Origin of the sequence: Streptomyces sp. BK79 (genome assembly GCF_044142145.1) — a bacterium.
Taxonomy (GTDB): domain Bacteria; phylum Actinomycetota; class Actinomycetes; order Streptomycetales; family Streptomycetaceae; genus Streptomyces.
In genome coordinates this window covers 150,641-170,214 of record NZ_JBHVOC010000007.1, presented here as the reverse complement: position 1 = coordinate 170,214, position 19,574 = coordinate 150,641, and the positions used below count along the sequence as shown (strand labels likewise).

General features: G+C 73.8%; 24 protein-coding genes and 1 riboswitch. Of the genes, 10 read left to right on the top strand and 14 right to left on the bottom strand.

Annotation, left to right across the window (positions count from 1 at the left end):
- Positions 1-16: 16 nt before the first annotated feature.
- From ACFIF2_RS11030 to ACFIF2_RS11015, 4 genes are all read right to left on the bottom strand, one after another.
- The gene (locus tag ACFIF2_RS11030; RefSeq protein WP_395572376.1) at positions 17-1,048 is read right to left on the bottom strand and encodes a hemolysin family protein; all 1,032 of its coding nucleotides are present in this window, start codon (positions 1,046-1,048) and stop codon (positions 17-19) included.
- Positions 1,045-2,448: a hemolysin family protein gene (locus ACFIF2_RS11025; protein ID WP_395572375.1), complete on the bottom strand. Its 1,404-nt coding sequence runs from the start codon at positions 2,446-2,448 to the stop codon at positions 1,045-1,047. The genes ACFIF2_RS11030 and ACFIF2_RS11025 overlap by 4 nt, the downstream gene beginning before the upstream one ends.
- 147 nt (positions 2,449-2,595) lie before the next feature.
- Complete coding sequence (locus ACFIF2_RS11020; protein ID WP_395572374.1) at positions 2,596-3,021, bottom strand: GNAT family N-acetyltransferase; 426 nt, start codon at positions 3,019-3,021, stop codon at positions 2,596-2,598.
- Positions 3,022-3,078: 57 nt separating this feature from the next.
- Entirely contained in the window at positions 3,079-3,969 is an 891-nt protein-coding gene (locus tag ACFIF2_RS11015; protein ID WP_395572373.1) for an LLM class F420-dependent oxidoreductase, read from the bottom strand.
- A 191-nt stretch (positions 3,970-4,160) separates the two neighbouring features.
- Here ACFIF2_RS11015 and ACFIF2_RS11010 point away from each other — a divergent pair, with 191 nt between their 5' ends.
- Together ACFIF2_RS11010 and ACFIF2_RS11005 are read left to right on the top strand one after the other, a co-directional pair.
- Positions 4,161-4,388: a toxin-antitoxin system HicB family antitoxin gene (locus ACFIF2_RS11010; RefSeq protein WP_395572372.1), complete on the top strand. Its 228-nt coding sequence runs from the start codon at positions 4,161-4,163 to the stop codon at positions 4,386-4,388.
- 19 nt (positions 4,389-4,407) lie between these two features.
- Positions 4,408-4,782, top strand: a complete 375-nt coding sequence (locus tag ACFIF2_RS11005) for a fic family toxin-antitoxin system, toxin component (protein ID WP_395572371.1) — start codon at positions 4,408-4,410, stop codon at positions 4,780-4,782.
- 18 nt (positions 4,783-4,800) lie between these two features.
- Here ACFIF2_RS11005 and ACFIF2_RS11000 read toward each other — a convergent pair whose 3' ends face one another.
- The 4 genes from ACFIF2_RS11000 to bioB form a co-directional block, all read right to left on the bottom strand.
- Complete coding sequence (locus ACFIF2_RS11000) at positions 4,801-5,520, bottom strand: class I SAM-dependent methyltransferase (protein WP_395572370.1); 720 nt, start codon at positions 5,518-5,520, stop codon at positions 4,801-4,803.
- 237 nt (positions 5,521-5,757) lie between these two features.
- Positions 5,758-6,474 (bottom strand): dethiobiotin synthase, encoded by a 717-nt coding sequence (bioD, locus tag ACFIF2_RS10995; protein WP_395572369.1) that lies wholly within the window; start codon positions 6,472-6,474, stop codon positions 5,758-5,760.
- A gap of 1 nt (position 6,475) precedes the next feature.
- On the bottom strand, positions 6,476-7,762 hold the full coding sequence (locus ACFIF2_RS10990; RefSeq protein WP_395572368.1) for an adenosylmethionine--8-amino-7-oxononanoate transaminase: 1,287 nt from the start codon (positions 7,760-7,762) through the stop codon (positions 6,476-6,478).
- Entirely contained in the window at positions 7,755-9,014 is a 1,260-nt protein-coding gene (gene bioB / locus ACFIF2_RS10985; RefSeq protein ID WP_395572367.1) for a biotin synthase BioB, read from the bottom strand. Before bioB ends, ACFIF2_RS10990 begins: the two co-directional genes overlap by 8 nt.
- 150 nt (positions 9,015-9,164) lie before the next feature.
- Between bioB and ACFIF2_RS10980 the strand changes: the two genes are divergently transcribed.
- Positions 9,165-10,292, top strand: a complete 1,128-nt coding sequence (locus tag ACFIF2_RS10980; RefSeq protein ID WP_395572366.1) for an 8-amino-7-oxononanoate synthase — start codon at positions 9,165-9,167, stop codon at positions 10,290-10,292.
- 43 nt (positions 10,293-10,335) lie between these two features.
- Here the strand turns inward: ACFIF2_RS10980 and ACFIF2_RS10975 are convergent, their stop codons facing one another.
- A complete protein-coding gene (locus ACFIF2_RS10975; RefSeq protein ID WP_395572365.1) occupies positions 10,336-10,566 on the bottom strand; it encodes a DUF397 domain-containing protein in 231 nt (76 codons plus the stop codon).
- A 21-nt stretch (positions 10,567-10,587) separates the two neighbouring features.
- Entirely contained in the window at positions 10,588-11,448 is an 861-nt protein-coding gene (locus ACFIF2_RS10970) for a helix-turn-helix domain-containing protein (RefSeq protein ID WP_395572364.1), read from the bottom strand.
- Between the two features lie 215 nt (positions 11,449-11,663).
- Here ACFIF2_RS10970 and ACFIF2_RS10965 point away from each other — a divergent pair, with 215 nt between their 5' ends.
- Positions 11,664-12,182 carry an ATP-binding protein gene (locus tag ACFIF2_RS10965; RefSeq protein WP_395572363.1) on the top strand — a complete coding sequence of 173 codons (519 nt, stop codon included), beginning with the start codon at positions 11,664-11,666 and terminating at the stop codon, positions 12,180-12,182.
- Here ACFIF2_RS10965 and ACFIF2_RS10960 read toward each other — a convergent pair.
- The 3 genes from ACFIF2_RS10960 to ACFIF2_RS10950 form a co-directional block, all read right to left on the bottom strand.
- Positions 12,175-12,648 carry a C40 family peptidase gene (locus ACFIF2_RS10960; protein ID WP_395572362.1) on the bottom strand — a complete coding sequence of 158 codons (474 nt, stop codon included), beginning with the start codon at positions 12,646-12,648 and terminating at the stop codon, positions 12,175-12,177. The two genes, ACFIF2_RS10965 and ACFIF2_RS10960, sit on opposite strands and share 8 nt — an antisense overlap.
- Positions 12,649-12,651: 3 nt before the next feature.
- Positions 12,652-12,872, bottom strand: a riboswitch (cyclic di-AMP (ydaO/yuaA leader).
- 341 nt (positions 12,873-13,213) lie between these two features.
- Positions 13,214-13,525 (bottom strand): hypothetical protein, encoded by a 312-nt coding sequence (locus tag ACFIF2_RS10955; protein ID WP_395572361.1) that lies wholly within the window; start codon positions 13,523-13,525, stop codon positions 13,214-13,216.
- 257 nt (positions 13,526-13,782) lie between these two features.
- Positions 13,783-14,166: a VOC family protein gene (locus ACFIF2_RS10950; RefSeq protein WP_395572360.1), complete on the bottom strand. Its 384-nt coding sequence runs from the start codon at positions 14,164-14,166 to the stop codon at positions 13,783-13,785.
- Positions 14,167-14,273: 107 nt separating this feature from the next.
- On the opposite strand from ACFIF2_RS10950, the gene ACFIF2_RS10945 reads away from it, so the two are divergent.
- Entirely contained in the window at positions 14,274-14,558 is a 285-nt protein-coding gene (locus ACFIF2_RS10945) for a type II toxin-antitoxin system Phd/YefM family antitoxin (RefSeq protein ID WP_395572359.1), read from the top strand.
- A 51-nt stretch (positions 14,559-14,609) separates the two neighbouring features.
- On the opposite strand, the gene ACFIF2_RS10940 is transcribed toward ACFIF2_RS10945, so the two are convergent.
- Positions 14,610-15,602 (bottom strand): ABC transporter permease, encoded by a 993-nt coding sequence (locus ACFIF2_RS10940; RefSeq protein WP_395572358.1) that lies wholly within the window; start codon positions 15,600-15,602, stop codon positions 14,610-14,612.
- A 104-nt stretch (positions 15,603-15,706) separates the two neighbouring features.
- Between ACFIF2_RS10940 and ACFIF2_RS10935 the strand changes: the two genes are divergently transcribed.
- The 5 genes from ACFIF2_RS10935 (at position 15,707) to ACFIF2_RS10915 (ending at position 19,551) form a co-directional block, all read left to right on the top strand.
- Positions 15,707-16,360 carry a TetR/AcrR family transcriptional regulator gene (locus ACFIF2_RS10935; RefSeq protein WP_395572357.1) on the top strand — a complete coding sequence of 218 codons (654 nt, stop codon included), beginning with the start codon at positions 15,707-15,709 and terminating at the stop codon, positions 16,358-16,360.
- Positions 16,361-16,526: 166 nt separating this feature from the next.
- A complete protein-coding gene (locus tag ACFIF2_RS10930; protein WP_395572356.1) occupies positions 16,527-16,829 on the top strand; it encodes an urease subunit gamma in 303 nt (100 codons plus the stop codon).
- 13 nt (positions 16,830-16,842) lie between these two features.
- Positions 16,843-17,154 (top strand): urease subunit beta, encoded by a 312-nt coding sequence (locus ACFIF2_RS10925; protein ID WP_395572355.1) that lies wholly within the window; start codon positions 16,843-16,845, stop codon positions 17,152-17,154.
- A complete protein-coding gene (locus tag ACFIF2_RS10920) occupies positions 17,147-18,868 on the top strand; it encodes an urease subunit alpha (protein ID WP_395572354.1) in 1,722 nt (573 codons plus the stop codon). The genes ACFIF2_RS10925 and ACFIF2_RS10920 overlap by 8 nt, the downstream gene beginning before the upstream one ends.
- Before the next feature lie 8 nt (positions 18,869-18,876).
- Positions 18,877-19,551, top strand: coding sequence for an urease accessory protein UreF (locus tag ACFIF2_RS10915; RefSeq protein WP_395572353.1), 675 nt, complete (start codon positions 18,877-18,879; stop codon positions 19,549-19,551).
- Positions 19,552-19,574: the final 23 nt, after the last annotated feature.

Genomic DNA, 19,574 nt, shown 5'->3' with positions numbered 1-19,574 from the left:
GTTCGGCCGGCGGGGCTCAGGGCCGCCGGCCGAACAGCTCCCGCAGCACGTCCTCCATCGTCACCAGCCCCGCCAGCCGCCCGTCGGACCCGAGCACCGCCGCCACGTGCGTACGGCTGCGCCGCATCGCGGTGAGCACGTCGTCCAGCGGGGTGCTCTCCCGCACCCGCGCGATGGGCCGCATGTCGTCCAGCCGGAACGGCAGCTCCCGCGGGGAGGCGTCCAGGGCGTCCTTCACATGCAGGTAGCCGACGATCCGCCGCCCGTCGTCCACCACCGGGAAGCGGGAGAACCCGGACCGGGCCGACAGCCGCTCCAACTGCTCCGGGGTGATGCCCACGCGCGCGTGCACGACGCGTTCCAGCGGCAGCACCACGTCCCGCACCGGCCGCCGGCCCAGCTCCAGGGCGTCGTGCAGCCGCTCCTGGGCCCGGTCGTCGATCAGCCCCGCCTCGCTGGCGTCCTTGACGATCTCCGCCAGCTCCGCGTCCGTGAAGGTCGCCGAGACCTCGTCCTTGGCCTCCACCCTGAGCAGCTTGAGCAGCACGTTGGCGAAGGCGTTGACCGTGAAGATCACCGGACGCAGTGCCCGGGACAGTGCCACCAGCGGCGGCCCGAGCAGCAGCGCGCTGCGCACCGGCTCGGCCAGCGCGATGTTCTTGGGGACCATCTCGCCCAGCAGCATGTGCAGGTACGTGGCCAGCGCCAGCGCGATCACGAAGGACACCGCGTGTCCCGCGCCGGACGGCACGCCCATCGCGTGGAACACCGGCTCCAGCAGATGGGCGATCGCCGGTTCCGCGACCACACCGAGGACCAGCGTGCACAACGTGATGCCGAGCTGGGCCGCCGCCATCAGCGCCGACACGTGCTCCAGGCCCCACAGCACGCTCCTGGCCCGCCGGTCGCCGTCCGCGCCCGCCGCCCCGGCCTCCACGTGCTGTTCCACCTGACTGCGGCGCACGGAGATCAGCGCGAACTCGGCGCCGACGAAGAACGCGTTCACCACCAGCGTCGCCAGACCGATCAGCAGCTGTACGGCGGTCACCGGCCGTCCCCCCTGTCGCCGTCGCCGTCGCCGTCGCGGCCGTCGTCCCCCGGGCCGCCCGCGCCGGAGCCTTTGAAGCCGTGGGAGCCCGCGTCGTCGAGCGGCGCGCGCAGCAGCACCCCGGCCGCCCTGCGCCCCGTGGCGTCCACCACGTCCAGCCGCCAGCCGGCGACGTCCAGACGGTCACCGACGACCGGAATGCGTCCCAGCCCGGCCGCGACCAGCCCGGCGACCGTCTCGTACGGCCCTTCGGGCACCCGCAGCCCCACGCGCGCGAGCCGGTCCACGCGCGCCGCGCCGTCGGCCCGGTACAGCGCGTGGCCCTGCTCGTCGGTGCCGGCCGGGTCCAGTTCGGGCGTCTCGTGCGGGTCGTGCTCGTCCCGCACCTCGCCGACGACCTCCTCGACGATGTCCTCCAGGGTGGCCACGCCCGCAGTGCCGCCGTACTCGTCGATCACGACGGCCATCGTGCGCCGACCGGAGAGCCGGTCCAGGAGCCGGTCGACGGTCAGGGACTCCGGGACCAGCAGCGGTTCGCGCATCAGTTCGGCGACCGGCATCCGGGGCCGCCGCTCGGCGGGCACCGCCAGGACGTCCTTGACGTGCGCCGTTCCGACGACGGCGTCGAGACTGTCCTGGTAGACGGGGAACCGGGACAGTCCGGTCGCCCGCGTCGCGTTCGCCACGTCCTCACACGTCGCCCGGGCGTCGAGGGCGACGACCTGGACCCGCGGGGTCATCACGTGCTGCGCCGTCAGGTCGGCGAGGTTCAGGGTCCGCACGAACAGCTCGGCGGTGTCCGGTTCCAGCGCGCCCTCCTTGGCCGAGTGCCGGGCGAGCGCCGCCAGCTCCTGCGGGCCGCGCGCGGACGCCAGCTCCTCGGCGGGCTCCATGCCGAAGCGGCGCACGATGCGGTTGGCGGTGTTGTTCAGGTGGGTGATGAACGGGCGGAAGACCGCGCTGAACCACCGCTGCGGACCACCCACCCGCTTCGCGACGGCCAACGGCGAGGAGATCGCCCAGTTCTTCGGCACCAGCTCGCCGACGATCATCAGGAAGACCGTCGACAGGGCGGTGCCCAGCACCAGCGCCAGCGAGGAGGCCGTCGAGCGCGACACCCCCACGCTCTCCAGCGGGCCCGCGATCAGCGCCGCGATCGACGGCTCGGCGAGCATGCCGACCACCAGGTTGGTGACCGTGATGCCGAGCTGTGCCCCGGAGAGCTGGAAGGTCAGGTTCCGTACGGCCTTCAGGGCGCTCGCCGCCCCCCGCTCGCCCCGTGCCGCGGCCCGCTCCAGCTCACCGCGTTCGACGGTGGTCAGCGAGAACTCGGCCGCGACGAAGGCACCGCACGCGAGCGAGAGCGCGATCGCCACCAGCAGCAGGAGCACTTCGGTCATCGGGTCACCTCGGATCCATGATCGGCCAGGAGGCCGGGGTCCGCGCGGTGTCGTGCGCCGCGGCGGACACCGGCCTCCGCGCGATGCCGACGGGCGCCGGGAGGATCAGCGGGGCGGACTCTCTCATGCGCCGGTGCCCACCGCCCCTCAGCCGGTCAGTGGCTTGACCCAGCGTCGCCACTGCTCCTCGCGTACGTACCCGGCGGCCCGCCACGCATGCTGCGCCCGCTCGTTGCGCTCCAGCACCATCGCGTCCCCGCGTCGCCCGCCGAGCCGTACGAACCGTTCCTCCGCGGCCGTCAGCAGGGCCGAGCCGATGCCCCGGCGCCGGTGGTCGGGGTGCACCGCCAGCCGGTACAGATGGCAGCGCCAGCCGTCGAAGCCCGCGATCACCGTGCCCACCAGCTCCCCGGCGCGCTCGGCCAGGATCAGCACTTCGGGATCGCGCGCCACCAGGCGCTCCACGCCGCCCCGGTCGTCGCTGATGCTCGTGCCCTCGGCGGCCGTCTTCCAGAAGGCCAGCACGGCGTCGAGGTCCTCGGGCCCGGCGGCCCGTATGTTCAGGTCGGTCATGCCGCGATCCCACCACGTGCGGCGGTCGGTCAGGCGGCTGTTCCGGCATGCGGACCGTCAGTCGTCGCGCAGCGCCCGCATCACCGGGGCGAAGGCCTCCATGTACGGCTCCAGCACCGTCAGATAGGTGAACCCGTACCGCTCGCGCTGCGCCCGTAGCCGCGCGGTGATCCGCTCCAGGGGCCCGGCCAGGAAGAGAGGCAGCTCCAGCACCTCTTCGACGCTCAGGTGCGGCACGTACTCCAACAGGGGGCGGACGGCGGCTTCGGGGTCCTCGGTCACGGCGACCATCTGCAGGAGCAGGTTCAGCTCCGCGGGTTCCGCGCGGCCCGCCGCCAGCTCCCGGTACCGGGCCACGCGACCGTCGAGCTCCTCGGCCGTGAGGGGGACCGGCTGCCCGGTCGTGCTGCCCGGCACCGTACGTCCGCCCGTGAACGCGGCGATGTCGGCGTGCCGGGCCGTCAGCTCCAGCATCCGGTCGCCGTTGGCGCCGATCAGCAGCGGCACTCTGGGCCGTTGCGCCGGCCGCGGCAGGTGCTCCTCGTCGCCGAGCAGCCGCTCCAGCTCCTCGACGGTGCGCCGCAGGTGGTCCACCCGTTCGCCCGGCGAGCGGAACGGCAGCCCCGCCGCCTCGTGCTCCGCCGGCAGGTAGCCGGTGCCGAGGCCCAGCTCCAGGCGCCCGCCCGTGAGGGCGTCCGTGGTCGCCACCTCCCGGGCCAGCAGGGCGGGGTTCCAGAAGCCGGCGTTGAGCACGAAGGTGCCCAGCCGGGGCCGGGAGGTGGCCCGGGCCGCGGCGACGAGCGCCGGGAAGGGCGCCGGCATGCCGAGGTGGTCCGGGACCAGGATCACGTCGTAGCCCAGTTCCTCGGCGCGCCGGCACTTGGCGCTCCACTCCTCGGCCGGGGCGAGGGTCGTCAGGTTGACACCGAAGCGGTACGGCCGCGGCATGGGCGCTCCTCAGGGACCAGGGACGGCGGGGCTCCAGGGTGCCGAGTCAACCACCCCTGGGCGACGGCCGCCCCCACTTTCCCGCAAGCGCGGCGCGACGCCGGCCGCCGCGCTTCCCAGGCGCCCCGGGAGCTTCGCGGGCCGCCCTCGTCGCCTTGCCACTGCTAGCGTTCCGGCGCTAGCTTCGAGGTATGGCGAAGACCCGGAAGGCCCAGCTGAACGTGCGGGTGGACGAGGGCACCGCCCAGGCGGCCCGCGAGCGCGCGCTGGCCCGGGGGATGAGCGTCAACCGCTACATCGAGGAACTGGTCCGGCAGGACACCGGCGAGGTGGGCCGTACCTTCGTGGACGCCGCCGCGGACTTCATGCGGCAGTACGAGAAGGTGTTCGCGGAGGAGGTCGGCGAGGGCCGCGGCTGAGCCTTCGCGCACGTCCCGGATGAAAGACCTCAGCATCGATCTCGCCTGGCTGCTGATGCTCGCCGAACAGCGCACCCCGGGTGACCCGCAGGTCACCGACTGGGGAGCGCTCGTCGCGGCCGTCGCCCGCCACAGCGCCGAGATATTCGACACCCCCGTCTACGAGGGCCCGCACGCGCGCGCCGCCGCGCTGCTCCAGATCCTGATCCACGTCCCCGCGCTGGAGCGCTCCAACGCGCTGTTCGCCTCCGCGGTCGCCTACGCCTACCTGGTCGCCAGCGGAGTCCGGGTGACCACCACGCCCGAGCGGGTGCGGGACCTGGCGCTGCTGGTCAAGCGCGGTGCGGCCTCGGTCGACGAGATCGCGGACGAGCTGCGCCGCTGGGGCGTGTGACGGCGCCCCGGCAGCCCCCTAGGCCCCGGTCGCGGTCCCGGCCCCGCCCCCGACTCCGGGCTCGGTGTCGCGCCACGCCGTGCCGAGCACGCAGTACGAACTCGGCAGCGCCGGCCCGTTCTCCGGCATCATCACCCGCCGGTAGGGGCCGAGCGCGAACCCGGCGTCCCGCAGCGCCGCGACCGGCTCGCGGGACAGGTGGCAGCCGCCGGACAGCGGCGGCCACAGCGTCCGGTCCAGCGCGCGCTGGGTGAAGGTCATCACCCGGCCGCCGCCCCGGCCGTGCTCGAAGAACCGCACCTGGCCGCCGGGCCGCAGCACCCGCCTCAGCTCCCCGAGCGCCCGCGGCACGTCGCGGACGCTGCACAGCACCAGGGAGACCACGGCCGCGTCGAAGGCCTCGCTCTTGACCGGCAGCGCCTCCGCCGCGCCGGGCGCCACGTCGACCGGGACCTCGGCGCGCAGCGCCGCCTCCACGGCCAACTGCCGCAGCACGCGTTCCGGTTCGATGGCGACGACCTCGGAGACGGTGCCCGGGTAGTGGGAGAAGTTCAGGCCGTTGCCCGCGCCGACCTCGATGACCCGGCCGGACAGCCCGGCGAGCAGCCGCTCGCGTACGCGCCCCATGCCCATCCGGGTCTCGGCGCTCACACTGAACCGGGCGTAGCAGCGGGCGAACAGCGGATGGTGCACGGCGTCCCGCGGCACCCCGCGGGAGCGGGCGGATCGCAGCGGCATGGGACCTCCCTCACGAGGTGGTGCCTCACCGCGATTCTCCCCCGTACCAGCCCCGCGCACCCACCGCGCGGCCGACCGTTTCCCCGCGCGGACGGCACCTTCCGGGTCCCCCCGGAGGGCACAGCCCGGTGCACGCGCACCCAGCGGTGAGGGACGCCCCAAGATCCCGGACACCCCCGACCCTCGGTCCGGCCCTCGGCCTGGCCCCCGCCCGGCCCTGCCCCCACCTCCCCAGGGTCAGGGCGCCTCCCGGGCGCGGAACGCGTCCGCGTCCCACGTGCCCTCCAGTCGGGGCGCCAGCCAGTGCGGGGCCGCCGAGCGGAAGGCGGCGGGAGGCAGGGACGCCGCGCCGGCCGGGACGGCGCCCAGGAGGGGCGCGCCGGCCACGTCGGGGAGGTCCGCCAGGTTGCAGCGGGAGGCGAGATCGGGGGCGGAGGGCCAGCTGCCGATCACCACGCCCGGCAGCTCCAGCCCTCGGAAGCGCAGTTCACGCGCCGTCAGCTCCGTGGTGTTCAGCGTGCCCAGCCCCGCCGACGCCACCAGCAGCACCGGCGCCCCCAGGAGCGCGGCGACGTCCGCCAGCGTCCCGCCGGCCGCGTCGAAGCGCACGAGCAGCCCGCCCGCGCCCTCGACCAGCACCAGGTCGTGCTCGGTGGCCAGCTTGTCCGCCGCCTCCGCCACCTCTCGCGGACGCACCGGCGCCCGCCCGGCCCGGCGCGCGGCCGTCCCCGGTGCCAACGGCTCCGGATACCGGGCGACCTCGGCCGCCGTCACCGCGCCCGCGAGGCGCGCCACCTCCTGGGCGTCCCCGGGCTCGTCCGGCCGTACGCCGGTCTGCGCGGCCTTCAGCACGGCCACCGACCGGCCGCCCGCCAGGGCCGTCGCGGCGAGGGCGGCCGTCACGACCGTCTTGCCGATCTCCGTCCCCGTGCCCGTGATCACCAGTACCGGCATGTCATCCCTCCCTGGCCGCCGCGCACACCGCGCGGGCGATGCGCGCCACGTCCGCGTCGCCCGTCACGTACGGCGGCATGGTGTAGATCAGGTCGCGGAACGGCCGCAGCCACACGCCCTCGCGCACCGCCGCCCGTGTCGCCGCCCTCATGTCCACCGCGTGGTCCAGCTGCACCACGCCGATCGCGCCGAGCACCCGCACGTCCCGCACGCCCGGCAGCTCGGCGGCGGGCGCGAGCCCTTCGCGCAGACCCGTCTCGACGCGCTTGACCTCCGCGAGCCAGTCCTGCCCGAGCAGCAGTCGGATCGACGCGCAGGCCACGGCCGCCGCCAGCGGATTGCCCATGAACGTCGGTCCGTGGGCCAGCACCGGCACCTCGCCCCGCGCGATGCCCTCGGCCACCTCCGGGGTGCACAGGGTGGCCGCCATCGTCAGGTATCCGCCGGTCAGCGCCTTGCCCACGCACATCACGTCCGGCGTCACCGCCGCGTGCTCCGCCGCGAACAGCGCGCCCGTACGCCCGAACCCGGTCGCGATCTCGTCGAACACCAGCAGCACGCCGTGCGCGTCGCACGCCTCGCGCAGCACCCGCAGATACGCGGGGGAGTGGAACCGCATCCCGCCCGCGCCCTGCACCACCGGCTCGACGATCACCGCGGCCAGCTCGTCGGCGTGCCGCTCGATCAGCGACCGCAGATGGTCCGCGTACGCCTCCTCGTACTCCGCCGGCGGCGCGTCCGCGAAGACCTGGCGCGGCAGGACGCCCTGCCACAGCTCGTGCATCCCGCCCTCGGGGTCGCACACCGACATGGGCTGCCAGGTGTCGCCGTGGTAGCCGCCGCGCCAGGTCAGCAGGCGCCGCTTCCCGGGGCGGCCGAGGGAACGCCAGTACTGCAGGCACATCTTGACCGCGACCTCGACCGACACCGACCCGGAGTCGGCGAGGAAGACGTGCTCCAGCCCGTCGGGCGACATGTCGACAAGGAGCTTCGCCAGCCGCACGGCGGGCTCGTGGGTGAGCCCGCCGAACATCACGTGGCTCATCCGCTCCAGCTGGTCGCGCGCGGCCTCGTTCAGCACCGGGTGGTTGTAGCCGTGGATCGCCGACCACCAGGACGACATGCCGTCGACCAGTTCCCCGGAGCCGTCGGCCGGCCGCAGCCGCACCCCGCTCGCCGACTCCACGACGAGCGGGTCCTGCCGTCCGGGCAGGGGGCCGTACGGATGCCAGACGTGCCGCCGGTCGAGCGCCAGCAGCTCGTCCACGGTCAGGGCGGGCTCAGGCATTGGGCGCGAGGTCCGTTCCGGCACCACGGCGGCGTACGGCCACCAGGTCCGTACGGGCATCGCCGGCCACCGCCGGTTCGGCGGGCGCGGCGCTCCCGCGGCCGGCCTCGGCCGGGACGGAACCGCACACACCGCCCCCGGCGTGCGACCCGCAGCCCCCGCCCTCGGCGTGCGCCCCGCAGGCACCGCCGTCTCCGTGCGACCCGCACGAGCCCCCGTCGTGCGACCCGCACCCGCCCCGCCCGGCCGCCCGGTGCTCCGGCAGGGTCACCTCGCCGGCGCCCTCCACCTCGAAACCGGCGTCCGCGATCATCTCCAGGTCGGCCCGCCCGGCCTGCCCCTCGCTGGTGAGGTAGTCGCCGAGGAAGACGGAGTTGGCCAGGTGCAGGGCCAGCGGCTGCATCGTGCGCAGATGCACCTCGCGCCCGCCCGCGATGCGCACCTCGACGTCCGGACAGACGAACCGCGTCATCGCCAGGATGCGCAGGCACCGCTGCGGGGTGAGGTGCCACTCCTTGGCCAGCGGCGTGCCCTCCATCGGGATCAGGAAGTTGACCGGCACCGAGTCCGGGTCCAGCGCGCGCAGCGAGAAGACCACGTCGACCAGGTCCTCGTCGCTCTCGCCCATGCCCGCGATCAGCCCGGAGCAGGCGGACAGCCCGGCCGCGTGCGCCTTGCGCACCGTGTCCACCCGGTCGGCGTACGTGTGCGTGGTCGTGATGTCGCCGTACGTCGCCTCGGACGTGTTGAGGTTGTGGTTGTACGCGTCGGCGCCCGCCTCGCGCAGCCGCTCCGCCTGGCCGTCGGAGAGCAGGCCCAGGCAGGCGCAGACCTCGACCGCCTCGTTCTGCTCCTTGATGGCCTTGATGGTGTCCGACACCCGGTCCACGTCCCGGTCGGTCGGGCCGCGCCCGCTGGCCACCAGGCACACCCGCTTGGCGCCCCCGGCCACGCCCGCGGCGGCGGCCCGGGACGCCTGGTCGGGCTTGAGCCAGGTGTACTTGAGGATCTCGGCCTTGGAGCCGAGCCGCTGCGAGCAGTAGGAGCAGTCCTCGGGGCACAGGCCCGACTTCAGGTTGACGAGGTAGTTGAGCTTCACCCGTCGGCCGAACCAGTGGCGGCGTACCTTGCCCGCCGCGGCCACCACATCGAGCAGGTCGTCGTCGGAAGTGGCGAGGACGGCAAGGGCCTCCTCGCGGGTCGGCGACTCGCGCCGAAGCCCTTTGTCCACCAGCGTGTTCAGCAGGTCCATGAGAGCCGATCCTGTCCTAAGGGGCCGCCCGGGGCCAAGGAGACTTCGCACAACACTGACAGATCGCCGTGTGGGTATCGCCACACCTCGCGGGGGCCGTCGTGCCGCTAATGTCTGTCCACTGCCTACAAAACTCCGGAGGACCGACCCATGGCGTTCGGCTGGATCGACGAGCAGGCGGACGCGCGCCGCCGGGCCGGACTCGTACGGACGCTGCGCCCCCGGCCGGCCGACTCGCCGCAGCTGGACCTGGCGAGCAACGACTACCTCGGGCTGGCCCGCCACCCGGAGGTCACCGAGGGCGCGGCGCGGGCCGCGCGGACCTGGGGCGGCGGCGCGACCGGCTCCCGGCTCGTGACCGGAACGACCGAACTGCACGCCGAGCTCGAACGGCGACTGGCCGACTTCTGCGGCTTCGAGGCCGCGCTCGTCTTCTCCTCCGGCTACGCGGCCAACCTCGCCGCGGTCACCGCGCTGGCGCCGCACGGCTCCCTCGTCGTCTCCGACGCGGGCAACCACGCCTCGCTCATCGACGGCTGCCGGCTCGCGCGCGGGACGACGCAGGTCGTGGCGCACGCCGACCCGGACGCCGTCCGCAAGGCGCTGGCGACGCACGAGGGGCCCGCCGTGGCGGTCTCCGACACGGTCTTCTCGGTGGACGGCGACGCCGCGCCGCTGCCCGCGCTCGCCGAGGCGTGCCGGGAGCACGGTGCCGGGCTGGTCGTCGACGACGCCCACGGCCTCGGTGTGCTCGGCGAGGGCGGCCGGGGTGCCGCGCACGCGGCGGCGCTCGCGGGCGCCGACGACGTCGTGGTGACGGTGACGCTGTCCAAGTCGCTCGGCAGTCAGGGCGGCGCCGTGCTCGGTCCCGCCCGGGTGATCGACCACCTGGTCAACGCGGCCCGGACGTTCATCTTCGACACCGGCCTCGCCCCCGCGGCGGCGGGCGCGGCGCTGGCGGCGCTCACCCTGCTGCGCCGCGAGCCCGGGCGGGCGGCGCGGGCCCGCGCGGTGGCGGCCGAACTGCACGCCCGCCTGACCGGTCTGGGGCTTTCGGCGGTACGTCCGGACGCCGCCGTCGTCTCGGTGCGCGCGCCCTCCCCGGAGGGGGCCGTACGGTGGGCGGCCGACTGCCGTGCGGCCGGCCTGTCCGTGGGCTGCTTCCGCCCTCCGTCCGTGCCCGACGGCATCTCACGGCTCAGGCTGACCGCTCGTGCGGACCTCTCCGGGGAGCAGATCGAACGCGCTGTACGGGTGATCGGCGAGACGCGGCCATGAGTCGGCGTGACACGGCCGTGCGCCGCCCGGTGCCCGGCCGGGGTCAGTGCCGGTGGATCGCGGCGGTGAACGACGCCCAGCTGTCGGGGGAGAACAGCAGCGCGGGTCCGGCCGGGTGCTTGGAGTCGCGCACGGCGAGCAGTCCGGCACCGGGGCCGGCCGACGGCCGGGCCGTCTCCACGCAGTTGTTCGCCCCGGTGCTGTAGCTGCTGCGCAGCCACCGCACACCGGGCAGATCAGTGCTGACAGGGATGGTCCGGGGAAGTTCGGACATGGAGCCTGACATGGTGCCTCCTTACGCGCCTGCCGCGGTCGCGGCGATGAAGTCCAACGAGTCCTCGGGCGAAAGGGCATGGATCAGAAGGGCGTTGAAGGCCTCGGTATAGGCCTCTAGGTCTTCTTTCCGTTCGAGGTGCAGGCTACTCGTCAAGTGGTCGAGAACAACCACGTCGAGATCAGAAGTGCTCGAAAAGGAGAAGATTACGAAAGGGCCGGTGACACCGATGTGCGCCCCGGCGGCGAACGGCAGCACCTGGAGCCGGACATGGGGCAGCCGCGCCGCCTCGACCAGCCGCTCCAGCTGACGCGTCATCACCCCGGGGCCGCCCACCTCCCGGCGCAGCACCGCCTCGTCCAGGACCGCGCTCAGCCGCAGCGGCGGCTGTGCCCGCAGCACGTCCTGCCGGGTCAGCCGGACCTCCACGAGCGTCTCCAGGCGCTCCTGGGGCATCCCGTCCGCCGCGGCGCGCGTTACCGCGCGGGCGTACTCCGGTGTCTGGAGCAGGCCGGGGACGACGGTGGTCTCCAGCGTGCGCATCGCGCTGGCCTGGGACTCCAGGCTGATGAAGTCGCGGTAGGCCGGCGGCAGTACCCCGCGGTAGGCGTGCCACCAGTGGTTGCGGCCGCCCGGGTCGTCCGAGCCGGCCAGCATCTCCAGCAGCTCCCGCAGCTGGGCGTCGGCGACGCCGTAGGCGTCCAGCAGTAACCGCACGTCGGCCGGTCTGGCCCCGCTCGTCCCGGTCTCGATGCGGCTGACCTTCGACTGGTGCCAGCCCACCAGCCGGGCCGCCTCGCCGCTGGTGATCCCCGCCGAGGTGCGCAGGGCGCGCAGTTCCGCGCCCAGCTTCCGGCGGCGCACCACGGGACCGTGCTGCATGGGCCACTCCCTTACTCCTTATGAGTCGCCCAAATCCGCTCTGCCGTCGCAGAGTTCACCGCTTCGAGCGACAGATATATGCATATCTTGGTGGATCGCCGTCCTTGGCCGGCCTGGTGATGGCAGTCTGGCGGGCGAAGCACCAGTCCGGGACCGTACTCGAACGATCCGCTCCGTGTCGGCCTGCGGTCCCGTGGGAAAGGGACGGCCTCGCCATGGCAGACCATCTGGAAGCATCCGTCACTCTGCCGAGCGATCCCGCCTCGGTGGCCGCCGCGCGTACGTATGTGGTCGGCACACTGGCGGAGTGGGGTCTGCCGGCGGACACCGACGTGTCCGACACGGTCCGGCTCATCGTCTCCGAGCTGACGACCAACGCGGTCCAGCACACCTTCGGGCAGTCGCCCACCTTCACCGTGGATCTCGTGCTGGACCGGGACGAGCGGCTGCGCATCGGCGTCACCGACAGCCACCCGCGGTTCCCCAAACGCCTGCCGGCCGCCGTCCAGCAGGACAACGGCCGGGGCATGGTGATCATCCGCTGGCTGACGGCGGAGTGCGGCGGCAAGCTGAGGGTGCGTCCCACGCGCGAGGGCGGCAAGACCGTCTCCATCGAACTGCCCTGGGCGGCACCGGGCCGTCCGGTGCCGCCCGAGCCCGCCGCGGGCGTTCCGTGCACCCGAGGGGGTGACGACGGGTCAGGGCGCCGCCACCCCCTCGGGCGGGCTACTTGACCCGGCCGTACCAGACGCTGCCGGTCCAGATCTTCTGCAGGCGCACCACGTCCCCGGTCTTGGGGGCGTGCCAGATCTTGCCCTTCCCCGCGTAGATGCCGACGTGGTAGATGCTGCGGCCCGAGTGGAAGAACACCAGGTCCCCGACCTTGCGGTTACCGGCGGAGATGTGACGGGTCTTGTTGTACTGCTGGGCCGCGGTGCGTGGCAGCTTCTTGCCGGCCTTCTTGAACGAGTAGAGCGTCAGCCCGGAGCAGTCGAACCTGCGTGGTCCGGTGGCGCCCCACGCGTAGGGCGCACCCTTCTTGGAGGCCGCGATCTTGAGGGCCTTCGTCGCGTGGCTCGCCGCCGCCGCCTCGGAGGCGGCGCCGGGGACCACTACGGAACCGCCCACGGCGGCGAGGGTGAGGGCCGAGGCGGTACCGGCACGGGCCAGCAGGGACGGGACACGATTGAGCGCGGACATGCGCAACCCTTCGTCAGCCGCCTGTGAAGGATGACCTGTCGGATTCGGGCTGGCGAAGTTGCCCGGCCGCACGTGTGCGGCTTCACCCCAAGGGCTGCTCGGCCCGGTGCCTCTCGTCGAGGCGGCCGGTCCGGCGACCCGTCGTGCTCGGGTCCTCCACTCCTGCCGATCCACTCCTGTCGACCGGTCGTCCGCGCGGCGGCAGGATTCGGCGTCCGCCCGGACCGCCCCGCCGCTGCGGCGGGGGCTTGTCGTCAGTCACGGATCTTGTCCCGTCCGATGGGAAAATCCCAACGGAACGTGGCCTTTGTGTTGTTACTCACCACTCACCCGTTCGGGTGGACGCCCCTGCGTTCGAGTCCCTGTCGCGTACGCCGACGACCCGCGGACCAGCGTCTCGATGGCCGCGGCGACGCCCGGGCGCGCGTGCCGCGCAACCTCGACGGGCCGGAAACCGGACGTTTCCCTACGCCGAAAGGCGGTACGCCGTTTGGTCCGTTTCAGGGCCGGCGAGTTCCGGCCGGCTGCGGCTCGTTCCGGCTCGCTCCCGCCGGTTCAGGCCGGTTCAGGCATCGTCGGAGGGCGGTGGGAGTCCGACGCGCGCCGTCCGCCGCTCGCCGTCCAGCACCCGCAGGGCCCGGGCGAGGGTGGTGGCGTGCACTTCCGTCTCGCCCCGGCGGTGCATCACCTCCAGCGCGTCGCGCAGCGCGACGGCCTTGGCGACCAGGGCCTGGGCGGCCCGCAGTCTGCGGTAGGTGTCTCCGTGCACCGCGGGGTTGATGCGCCCGAGCAGGTCGACGGCGTCCAGGTAGCGGTCGATCAGCTCGGCCTCGGCGCGGGTCAGCGCCGGCAGCGGCGGCGGTTCGGGTGGCAGCATCGGCGGATCACCTGGCGCCGGGGGTCGGGAACGGGCCCCCGCGGCCGGGCGCGAGCCGGTCCACCAGGCCGTGTTCCAGGGCCTGTCGCGCCGGCGGGGCGTGACGGGTGGACGGTCGGGTCATGGCGGACCCCTCCTCGTGGCAGAACCGTCATGGGCCGCACTCTGGTCAAAAAAGTACAGGACGTACGCTGCCAGGGGAGGGGGAGCGCCGATCCGTGCGTGCGTTCGCCGGCGACGGGGGCGGTCGCTGCTGATCAGAGGAGGCGGCCGTCACGCCCGCGTGGCGGCTGGTGCAGGCCGAAGACGGAACCCTGGTCGTCCCGGCACAGGGCGAACCGGCCGAACCGGGCCACGGACTCCGCGTCCTCCTCGCCCTCCTCGCCCAGGTCCTCGACCGAGCCGCCCAGCTCCCGCACGCGGGCCACCGCGGCGTCCAGGTCGCCGACCCGGAAGAAGAGGTACGGCGAGGCGCCCGCGTCACCCCCGTGCAGGCCCCCCGGCACGCCACCCGTGCCGATGGAGAACCCGCGCCCCGCGGGGCCGGGTTCGAGGGACCAGCCGAACAGGGAGCCGTAGAAGACCCGCCCGCGTTCGGGATCGGCCACACCGAGCTCGAAGAACGACGGTTCGCCGGTCATGGGGCACCTCCGTGGGCCGATGGCCTCCGCTCGCCCCCGTCCCCATCGTCCTCCCCGCCCCCCGGCGGCGCAGCCGGTGCCCGGGGCGTGAACCGTAAGCTGGGGTCATGGCCTACGAGATTCCGGTGACGCAAGCCAGGGCTGAACTCGCCGACCTGATCAACCGGGTGGTGTACGGCGGCGAACGCGTCGTCGTGACCCGGCACGGCAAGCCTCTCGTCGCCCTCGTCTCCGCCGCCGACCTCGAGCGCCTGGAGGACACCCCGGAATCGCCGGGGGAGCGGATGATCACCTCGGTGGCGACCGTCCCCGACGCGCCCGCATCCGCCCCCCGAGAGCGCCCCCAGCGCATCGGGGTGGCGGCGGAGCACCGGGGGCCGAACCCGTCGTAGCGGCCCTTGCGCACGCCCGAGGGTCACGGCCCGGCCGGGGGCGTACGAAGGTCAGGAGGCGACCGGCGCCGGCGCCGAGGCGGGCTCGGGTGCCGGTGCGCCGGCCCGGGCGCGCCGGCGCAGCCTTCCGCCGAGCAGGACCGCGGCCGTACCCAGCACGGCCCACGAGGTGAGGGTCAGGGCGGGGCCGGCGGCCGCGGCGCCGTCGAAGAAGGACACCGAGCGCAGCAGCGAGGCGCCCGCGCCCGGCGGCAGCCACTGGCCGATCGCGCCGGCCGGCTGGGGCAGCATCTCCGGCGCCGAGGAGGCACCGGAGAACGGGTTGCCCAGCAGCATCATCACGGCCGCGCCCAGCCCGAGCCCCGGGCGCCCGAGGAGCGCCGCCAGTCCGGCGACGCCCGCGCCCACGGCCAGGGCCGACAGCCCGAGCACTCCGGCCACGGCCCACCAGTCACCGCCGACCGCTCCGAGCCAGCTGTGCGCGATCGCCGCGGCGACCAGGCCGGTCAGCGCGGCGGCGCCGGTCAGTGCGACGACCGCGCGGACGCCGCGCAGCCCCAGCAGGGTCGTCACCGCGCCCGTCGCGATCCCGGCCAGCGCCAGGGGCAGCACGCTCGCGCTCAGGGCCGCGCCGCGCGGGTCCGCCGCCGGCGCGGGCACCACGTCGACGACCTGGACCGGGGCGCCCGAGGCCGGTGCCTGACCGGTCACCGCCTGCTGGAGCGCCTGGGCGACGACGGGCGAGGCCGCGGACGCCGTGAGCAGCTTCGGGCCCCGGTCGCCGGCGACCACCGCGCCGTACACCGCCCGGTCCTCGACGGCCTCCCGGGCCGCGGCCTCGTCGGCGTACCGGTGGATCTCGAAGGCGCCCTCGCGCTCGGCGAGCCGCTGCTCCACCCGCGCGACCGAGGCGGGCGGGCCCGCCACGCCGAGCAGCAGGTCGTGGGGCGCGGTCCGCGCGGCCGGCCACGCGAAGGCCCACAGGGCCAGCGAGACCAGGACGGGAACCAGGACGATCACGGCGATCACTCGGCGGCTGTCCATGACGGGCTCCTCAAAAAGAAGGATCGTTCGTTTTTACTTCGCCACCACCGTGCGGCCGTCTCGGCGCGCTTGTCAAGAAGGAACGTTCGTTTTAGGTTGGGGCCATGGCCCGCGTATCCCAGGAGCACCTCGACGCACGCCGCCGCCAGATCCTCGACGGCGCCGCGCTCTGTTTCGCCCGCAACGGCTTCCACGCCACCTCCATGCAGGACGTGCTGAAGGAGGTCGACCTCTCGGCGGGCGCGGTGTACCGCTACTTCAGCGGCAAGGAGGAGCTGATCGAGGCCATCGTCACCGAGGTGCTGGGCGCCGTGCGCGACGTGTACGAACGCGCCGCGCTGGAGAGCCCGCCGCCCATGCCCGACGACCTCGTCGTCCGCGCCCTGGAGCACATGGCGCGCGAGCGGCCGGCGGTGACCGAGGGCGGCCAGTGGCTGTTCCCGCGGCTCATGGTCCAGGCCTGGGCCGAGACGCTCCGCAACGACGCGCTCTCCGCCGTGCTGGACGAGGGTTTCGCCAAGGTCAGGGCGTCCTGGGCGAAGGTCGTCGTCCGCTACCAGGAGGCCGGGATGATGCGCGACGACGTCGACCCGGACGCCGTGGCCCGGACCATGATGGCGACGGTGCAGGGCTTCGGCGCCCAGTACGCGCTCTTCGGCGAGGTCTCCCCCGAGGTGCTCCGGGCGGGCCTGCGGGGACTGCTGAGCATGCGGGAGGCCGCCGACGACGCCGGTAATCAGTCGGTCAAAAAAAGGTGACGTGGCGGAAACACCGCGGCCCTACTCTCCACCCCGATCCACCTGCGGTTTTTTTAACACCGGCATGCGCGTTCCCGCGCATTCATGTGTGTTACATCTATAGCCGTCGCGGTGGCCGCGGCAGCCGGACCTTGCGGTCCCGGCGTCATGCGCTGTGAGGTGGCACGTGCAACTGACCCCCCACGAGCAGGAGAGACTGCTCATCCATGTGGCCGCGGACGTGGCCGAGAAGCGCCGCGCGCGAGGAGTGAGGCTCAATCATCCCGAGGTCGTCGCGCTGATCGCCGCGCACATCCTCGAAGGTGCCCGGGACGGCCGCACGGTCGGCGAACTCATGGCCTCCGGCCGCAAGCTGATCCAGCGCGACGAGGTCATGGAGGGCGTCCCCGAGATGATCCACGACGTGCAGGTCGAGGCGACCTTCCCCGACGGCACCAAGCTGGTCACCGTCCACGATCCGATCATCTGACGGGGCGGCAGCCATGATTCCCGGAGAGATCCTCTTCGCCGACGAGCCGGTCGCCTTCAACGAGGGCCGCGCGCCCGTCCGCCTGACCGTGCTCAACACCGCCGACCGGCCCGTCCAGGTCGGCTCCCACTACCACTTCGCCGAGGCCAACCCCGGTCTCGGCTTCGACCGGGCCGCGGCCCGCGGCAGGCGGCTGAACATCGCCGCCGGCACGGCCGTGCGGTTCGAGCCCGGCATCCCGGTCGACGTGGAGCTGGTCCCCCTCGGGGGCGCCCGCGTCGTCACGGGTCTGCGCGGCGAGACCGGAGGTGCCCTCGATGCCTGAACTGTCCCGTGCCGCCTACGCCGACCTGTTCGGCCCGACCACCGGCGACCGCGTCCGCCTCGCCGACACCGACCTGTTCGTCGAGATCGAGGAGGACCGCTCGGGCGGACCCGGCCGCTCCGGCGACGAGGCCGTCTTCGGCGGTGGCAAGGTGCTGCGCGAGTCCATGGGCCAGTCCCGCGCGAGCCGCGCCGACGGCGCCCCCGACACCGTGGTCACCGGCGCCGTGATCATCGACCACTGGGGCATCGTCAAGGCCGACGTCGGCATCCGCGACGGCCGGATCACCGGCATCGGCAAGTCCGGGAACCCGGACACCATGGACGGCGTCCACCCCGATCTCGTCGTCGGCCCCGAGACGGAGGTCATCGCGGGCAACGGCAGGATCCTCACCGCCGGCGGCATCGACACCCACGTCCACTTCATCGCGCCGGGTGCCGTGGACGAGGCGCTGGCCTCCGGCGTCACCACGCTCATCGGCGGCGGCACCGGACCCGCCGAGGGCAGCAAGGCGACCACCGTCACCCCCGGTTCCTGGCACCTCGCGCGGATGTTCGCCGCCCTGGAGTCCAGCCCCGTCAACATCGGCTTCCTGGGCAAGGGCAGCACCATGTCCAAGGAGTCCATGCGCGACCAGCTGCGCGCCGGCATCCTCGGCTTCAAGATCCACGAGGACTGGGGTGCCACCCCCGCCGTCATCTCCGCCTGCCTCGACGTGTGCGAGGAGTCCGGCGTCCAGCTCGCCGTCCACACCGACACCCTGAACGAGGCCGGATTCGTCGGCGACACCTTCGACGCGGTCGCCGGCCGCACCCTGCACGCCTTCCACGTCGAGGGCGCCGGCGGCGGCCACGCACCCGACATGATCACGGCCGTCTCCCTGCCCAACGTGCTGCCGGCGTCCACCAACCCGACCCGGCCGCACACCGTCAACACCGTCGAGGAGCACCTCGACATGCTGATGGTCTGCCACCACCTCAACCCCGCCGTCCCCGAGGACCTGGCCTTCGCCGAGTCCCGTATCCGGCCCAGCACCATCGCGGCCGAGGACGTCCTGCACGACATGGGGGCGATCTCCATCATGGCGTCGGACGCCCAGGCCATGGGCCGGATCGGCGAGGTGATCCTGCGGACCTGGCAGACCGCCCACGTGATGAAGCGGCGCCGTGGCTTCCTGCCGGGCGACACCCGCGCCGACAACCTGCGCGCCCGTCGCTATGTCGCCAAATACACCATCAACGCCGCCGTCGCCCAGGGCATCGAGCACGAGGTCGGCTCCGTGGAGCCCGGCAAGCTCGCCGACCTGGTGCTCTGGGAGCCCCGCTTCTTCGGAGTGAAGCCGCAGCTCGTCCTCAAGGGCGGCCAGATCGCGTACGCGCAGATGGGCGACGCCAACGCCTCCATCCCCACCCCGCAACCCGTCCTGCCGCGCCCGATGTTCGGCGCTCTCGGCGCGGCGCCGGCCGCCAACTCGGTGGCCTTCGTGGCGGAGGCGGCCATCGAGGACGGGCTGCCGGAACGCCTCGGTCTCGGCCGGGAGTTCGTGCCCATCCGCTCGACCCGGGGCCGTACCAAGGCGGACATGCGGCAGAACGACGCCCTGCCGCGCGTCGAGGTCGCCGCGGACTCGTTCGCCGTGACCATCGACGGTGAACTCGTCGAACCCGCCCCCGTCACCGAACTGCCGCTCGCCCAGCGGTACTTCCTGTTCTGAGCGCCGACATGAGCCGCGCAGCACTGCTCGTCCTCGCGGACGGCCGCTTCCCCGCCGGAGGGCACGCCCACTCCGGCGGGGCGGAGGCCGCCGTCCGGGCGGGACACATCACCGACGCCGCGAGCCTGGAGGCGTTCTGCCGGGGGCGGCTGCACACGAGCGGAGCCGTCGCGGCGTCCCTCGCGGCAGCCGCGGCCCTCGGCGTCGACCCCGGCGAGCTGGACCTGGCCGCCGACGCCCGTACGCCGGCACCGGCCCTGCGGGTGGCCGCCCGCAGACTCGGGCGGCAACTGATGCGGGCCGCCCGGGCGACCTGGCCGCACCCCGAGCTGGACGCGCTGGCCCGGCGGTTCCCCAAGGGCGCCCACCAGCCCGTCGTGCTCGGCCTGACCGCCCGCGCGGCCGGGCTGGAGCCCCTCGACGCGGCGTACTGCTCCGCCTACGAAGGGGTGAGCGGACCGGCGACGGCCGTCGTACGGCTGCTCTCCCTCGATCCGTTCGACGCGACCGGCGTCCTGGCGCGCCTCGCGCCCGACCTGGACCGGGTGGCGCGGGACGCCGTGGACGCGGGGAGGGCGGCCGTGACCGACGGGGTCGACGTGCTGCCCGCGCGGTCCGCGCCGTTGCTGGAGATCGGGGCGCAGGCGCATGCCGCTTGGGCTGTGCGGTTGTTCGCCTCGTAGGGTTCCGCGCCCCGCCGACCCTC